Source organism: Gilliamella sp. B3367 (assembly GCF_026536825.1).
Lineage (GTDB): Bacteria > Pseudomonadota > Gammaproteobacteria > Enterobacterales > Orbaceae > Gilliamella > Gilliamella apicola_E.
Window position 1 is genome coordinate 1 of sequence record NZ_JAFNNJ010000016.1, and the last position, 6,288, is coordinate 6,288.

General features: G+C 40.5%; 3 protein-coding genes. All 3 read right to left on the bottom strand.

The features are described 5' to 3' along the window. Window positions 1–408 precede the first annotated feature (408 nt). Window positions 409–1,752 (bottom strand): hypothetical protein, encoded by a 1,344-nt coding sequence (locus tag J3U23_RS11935; protein WP_267339327.1) that lies wholly within the window; start codon window positions 1,750–1,752, stop codon window positions 409–411. Between the two features lie 936 nt (window positions 1,753–2,688). Next, window positions 2,689–4,023 (bottom strand): hypothetical protein, encoded by a 1,335-nt coding sequence (locus J3U23_RS11940; RefSeq protein ID WP_267339328.1) that lies wholly within the window; start codon window positions 4,021–4,023, stop codon window positions 2,689–2,691. Between the two features lie 783 nt (window positions 4,024–4,806). Continuing rightward, complete coding sequence (locus J3U23_RS11945) at window positions 4,807–6,159, bottom strand: hypothetical protein (RefSeq protein WP_267339329.1); 1,353 nt, start codon at window positions 6,157–6,159, stop codon at window positions 4,807–4,809. Window positions 6,160–6,288: the final 129 nt, after the last annotated feature.

Here is a 6,288-nt window from a genome sequence, read left to right on the forward strand (position 1 = left end):
GATCCTGAAAAAATTATTTTAGTATTTAAAATAGTGGTTATGATCATTTAAAAGTTTTAAGTGAAATTTAAAACCTCAAAAACCCCGTTCCTCAACTTTTTTTGATGAAAAAACACAGCTACTAAAAAACGCCTTAGTTTAAAGCGGAATTATTTATTTGAGACAACATTGCAAAACAGAATTTAGAACCTCAAAAACCCCGCTCCTCAACTTTTTTGAGATAAAATACCTAAAAAATAAACCCGCCGAGGCGGGTAATTGAAGTGTCGCTTAGCCGCAAAATCGCTTTTTTTATGGCTAAACGACGTTGACTCCTTGAGTCAGCTTACTTTTAATCACCTAATACTATTTTTTATCACCCCCCACCCCCGCTCTAAGGATTAAGGACGAAGGACGAAGGAATAAAAACTAAGGATGGGCACAAAGCGTGGACCAGGTTTCGTAGGAACTTGTCCCTGCAATTACACCAAAGTAATGGCCCACGATAAAATACGGGTCACTAGTCCAGTATCCATAGCGGTTGTTGAAGCCAACGCCTGAATAATCAGGCATAAAGCCCCACTCCGTGAAAAAACCTGAACCTATATGACGCATATACCAATTACCCAGCGAGGAAGGGGTGGCGCCGACTGAACCACGACACCTAGAATCGTTGTTTGGACAAGATGCGTTGGTTAAATCCCTTACGCGAGGCAGACGATAACCAAGACTATTACACCAAGATAATGTATTAGAATAATTTGTCTCCACAGAACCTCGGTGGACGAACCACTGCTTCAAAGTAAAACCATATTTGACGACAGGAGTACCATTAGTATCACGACCGACCAACTCGAAGGTCTGAGGCAAAGTAGGTTTAGAAATAGGGTCAGGATTTCTAGAATTATGCTGGGATGTGGTAGCGTAAGGACCAGTTAAAGTAACGCGAACGCTTGTAACAGTAGAATTAGACATAGTAGCTGTGATACCACCCAGAGAAACAGAAGACCAATACAAAGGTTGACTAACACCACTAATATCTAAATCAAAGTACAATCTATTAGCACCAGTAGTAGGAAAGTTTAGACCGTAAGAGGATGGGTCTGTTGACCGAGTGAGAAAACCCTTAGCAGGGTCCCACATCGAAGCTGGGCCAGCAAAATCCCAATATGGGTGAGAACTATCATCTCCAAGCTTACCAAACTTTAAGTTAGGCCGAGCAAAACAAATAGCTGGACCAGCCTTAGGATTGACGTAATAAGTCACATTACTAGCACGGAAATCACTACGATTAGGAATACCGTAACGAGTAGATAATGTACCGTCAGTACTAGATAACTTAATCCTATAAGGTGCGTTACAGATTGTTAGCACGGAATTACGTGATACTGACTGATTGTTTTTATCGACGATAGATAAACTTAAACGACCAGTAGCAGTAACGTCACTATCTCCATCATCATCCCCCCAATAATTATTAGGAGGACCGATAAGAGAACTTAAATCGACTGAGTTAGTATCAGTAGGAACGAACATACGAATATCAGCAAAACTCTGACCTGCAACCGGCAAGACGATTGGGGTTGCAGATGATAAATTGGTAGAAGGTGTATATTGCGTACCATCAGATAGAGTAATCCCAAGCAGACCGTTAGCATCGACCGCACGTGTACGACCACCGTCGAAAGTCAGATAAGGCGGAGTACCCTGTATCTGATTTGCTGTTGTCTGTGATGTCAATGCGTGACCCGAAAAAGGAAGGAAAAAGACCACGAAAAAAACAATCTGCCGGGATAATTCGGAAAAGGATCGAAAACAGGATCCGAAAAAGGATCGCGAAAAGGATCTGAAAATGGAGCCGGAAAACGATCGGAAAAAGAAACGAAAAGAGGATCGCGGAAGCGATCGCGCGAAAATTCGCAGATTTTCACTTGATTGAGTAGAAAAATAAGCTTCAGTGAAAAATTTAAACTGGGTGCTGGACTTAGACGAATTTAAAAGATAGGTTTGGCAAGTTGGCTGTTGGCTGTTGGCTGTTGAAAATTATATTGCATTTTAGACTATCCTGTCAAGTAATTTTTTGATTAATTTACAATTTTATACTTTTCTGTCAAATTTTAGCCTAGTAGCTAAAACCGTGTAAAAAGTATAGTGATTGGAAAAACACGATGCAACACTTTTTTTCACTCATTTACGTTAACTTTTGTAAATAAGATCTAAAAAGGATCTAATTTATAATTTATTAACTATTGTTTTAATTAAATATATCGCGATTACAAATCTTTAGAATTAGAGCAATTGATCCTTAAAAATTTTATTTTAGGGCTTTGGATTAGAAATTTAGTGATTTGGATCATTTAATAATTTTTAAGTGAAATTTAGAACTTCAAAAACCCCGCTCCTCAACTTTTTTTGATGGAAAAACACGACAACTAAAGAGTGCCATAGTTAGAGCGGAATTATTTATTTGAGGCAACATTGCAAAGCAGAATTTAGAACCTCAAAAACCCCACTCCTCAACTTTTTTGCTAAAAAACACATCAAAAATAAACCCGCCTAAGCGGGTAATTCAAACGTCGCTTAGCCCCAAAATCGCTTTTTATGGCTAAACGACGTTGACTCGTTGAGTCAGCTTGCTTTTAATCACCTAATACTATTTTTTATCACCCCCCACCCCCAGTCTAAGGATTAAGGACGAAGAAATAAATACTAAGGATGGGAGCATAGTCCGTAGTAGTTGTTGTTGGTGTAGGTCCCATGCACGTAACCGTATTGTGAGTCCACGGTAAACTGTTTACTACCAAACGGTTCACTAGTCCAGTGCCAACCGCTGTTGAAGCCAGCGCCTGAATAATAATCCATTGTGCCCCACTCCGAGAAAAAGCCAGAACCTATATGACGCGTGTAAAGATTATTAGGCGAGGAAGGGCTGGCCCCGACTGAACCACGACACCTAGAATCATAATAGGAGCCAGGCGGACAAGATGCATTGGTTAAATCCCTTACGCGAGGCATCCGATAACCAATACTATTACACCAAGATAAGGTTTGAGGATACCTGTCCTTTTTAGAACCTCGGTTGACGAACCACTGCTTCAAAGTAAAACCATATTTAACAACAGAAGTACCATTATTATCACGACCGACCAACTCGAAGGTCTGAGGCAAAGTAGGTTTAGAAATAGAAATAGGACTGGATGAATTATGCTGGGATTGAGTAGCGTAAGGACCAGTTAAAGTAACACGTACGCTTGTAGCTGTAGGATTAGACATTGTGACGGTGATACCACCCAGAGAAACTGGAGACCAAAACAATGGCTGACTAACACCACTAATGAGTAAATCAAAGTACAGTTTGTTAGCGCCAGTAGTAGGAAAGTTTCTACCGTAAGAGGATGGGCCAGTTGACTGAGGAATAAAACCATTAGCAGGGGCCCACATCGAAGCTGGGCCAGCATAATTATCTGAACCCCAACTCAAACTAGGAGTGGCAAAACAAACCACAGGCGATGCCTTAGGATTAACATAATAAGTCACATAACTAGCACGGAAATCACTATGATTAGGAACCCCATAACGTGTGGATAATGTACCGTTAGTACTAGATAAGGTAACCTTATAAGGTGCCTTACAAATCTCTGGCACGGTACTACGTGATACAGCTTGATTGTTTTTATCGACGATAGATAAACTTAAACGACCTGTAGCAGTAACACCAGAATCACCATCATCATCACCCCAATAATTATTAGGAGGACCGATAAGTGTACTTAAATCGACTGAATTAGTATTAGTTGGGACCAACATACTTATATCAGCAAAACTCTGACCCGCAACCGGCAAGGAGATTGGGGTTATATATGAAAGATTGGTTGATGGCATATATTGCGTACCATCAGATAACGTAATCCCAAGCAGACCGTTAGCATCAACCACACGAGTACGACCACCGTCGAAAGTCAGATAAGGTGCAGTACCCTGTATCACATTCCTAGTTGTCTGTGATGTCAATGCGTGCCCCGAAAAAGGAAGGAAAAAGACCACGAAAAAAACAATTTGCCGGGATAATTTGGGAAATGATCGAAATCTGAAAGAGGATCCGAAAAACGACCGGAAAAAAGATCGAGAAGAGGATCGCGGAAGCGATCGCGCGAAAATTCGCAGAATTTCACTTGATTGCGTGGAAAAATAAGTTTCAGTGAAAAATTTAAACTGGGAGTTGGACTTAGACGAATTTAAAAGATAGGTTGGCCAGGTTGCCTGTTGCCTGTTGCCTGTTGAAAATTATAATGCATTTTAGACTACCTTGTCAAGTAATTTTTTGATTTATTTGTAATTTTATACTTTTATATCAAATTTTAGCCTTGTAGCTAAAACCGTGTAAAAAGTATAGTGATTGGAAAAACACGATGCAACACTTTTTTTCGCTCAATTACGTTAACTTTTGTAAAGACGATCTAAAAAGAATCTAAATTATAATTGATTAAGCACTGTTTTAATTAAAGACTATCATCATTACAAATCTTTAGAATCATGGTTATTGATCCTGAAAAAATTATTTTAGTATTTAAAATAGTGGTTATGATCATTTAAAAGTTTTAAGTGAAATCTAAAACCTCAAAAACCCCACTCCTCAACTTTTTTGCGATAAAAAACCTCAAAAATAAACCCGCCGAGGCGGGTAATTCAAACGCCGCTTAGCCGCAAAATCGCTTTTTTTATAGCTAAACGACGTTGACTCCTTGAGTCAGCTTACTTTTAATCACCTAATACTATTTTTTATCACCCACACCCCCAGCCTAAGGATTAAGGACGAAGGAATAAGAACTAAGGATAGACGCAAAGCCCGAAGACGATAGTGTGGTCGGGGGATGTCCAACCTACAGTACCTCTGCCTGTAAGTACTTCAAATGGATGACTACCATTATGGTCACTGGTCCAGTACCAAAGGTCAAAGAAGCCAACGTTAGGCTGGTAATAGTCCGGGTCGCCCCACTCAGCCAAAAATCCAGCATCTATATGACGCATATAATGATTACCCGGCGAGAAAGGGGGGGCACTAGGTACGACTACATCTGTACGAACAGCGTTGGTTAAATCCTTTACCTTAACAAGACGATAACCAAGACGACTACACCAAGATAAAGTATTAGAATAATTGCCCCCCTTAGAACTACGGTGAACGAACCACTGCTTCAAAGTAAAACCATATCTGACGACTGGAGTACCATTATTATCACGACCGACCAACTCGAATGTCTGAGGCAAAGTAGGTTTAGTAAGACGACCAGGATTGTCTGCATTATGCCGGTCAGTACCAGCGTAAGGACCTGTTAAAGTAACACGAACCCTTGTAGCGGTAGAATTAGTCATTGTAGCTGTGATACGACCCCGAGAAACACGAGACCAAGACAATGGCTGACTTACACCACTAATGAGTAAATCAAAGTACAATCCATTACCACCAGTTGTAGGAAAGTTTCTACCGTAAGAGGATGGGCCAGTTGACTGAGGGATAAAACCATTACGAGGGTCCCACATTGAAGCTGGGCCAGCAAAATCAAAAGATGGGTTATACCTATCATCACCACGCTTACCGAACATTAAATTAGGCCGAGCAAAACAAACCACCGGCGAAGCCTTAGGATTGACGTAATAAGTCTCACTACGGGCACTGAAAGTACTACGATTAGGAAATCCGTAACGAGTTGATAATGTACCGTCAGTACTGGATAACGTAACCTTATAAGGTGCAGAATCAGTACATGTCGTTAACACTGTATCACGTGATACAGGCCGATTGTTTTTATCGACGATAGATAAACTCAAAGAACCAGTAGCAGTAACGCCAGAATCACCATCATCATCCCCCCAATAATTATTAGGAGGACCGATAAGAGAACTTAAATCGACTGAATTAGTATCAGTAGGAACCAACATACTAATATCAGCAAAACTCTGACCCACAACCGGCAAGACGATAGGTCTTGAAGAAGATGATGAATTGGTAGAAGGCGTGTACCTAGTTCCGTCAGATAAAGTAATCCCAAGCAGACCGTTAGTATCAACAACACGTGTACGACCACCGTCGAAAGTCAAATACGGCGCATTACCCTGTATCTGATTTGCTGTTGTCTGTGATGACAATGCGTGACCCGAAAAAGGAAGGAAAAAGGCCACGAAAAAAACAATCTGCCGAGATAATTTGGGAAAGGATCGAAAATAGGATCGCGGAAGCGATCGCGCGAAAATTCGCAGAATTTCACTTGATTGCGCGGAAAAATAAGTTTCAGTGAAAAATTTAAACTG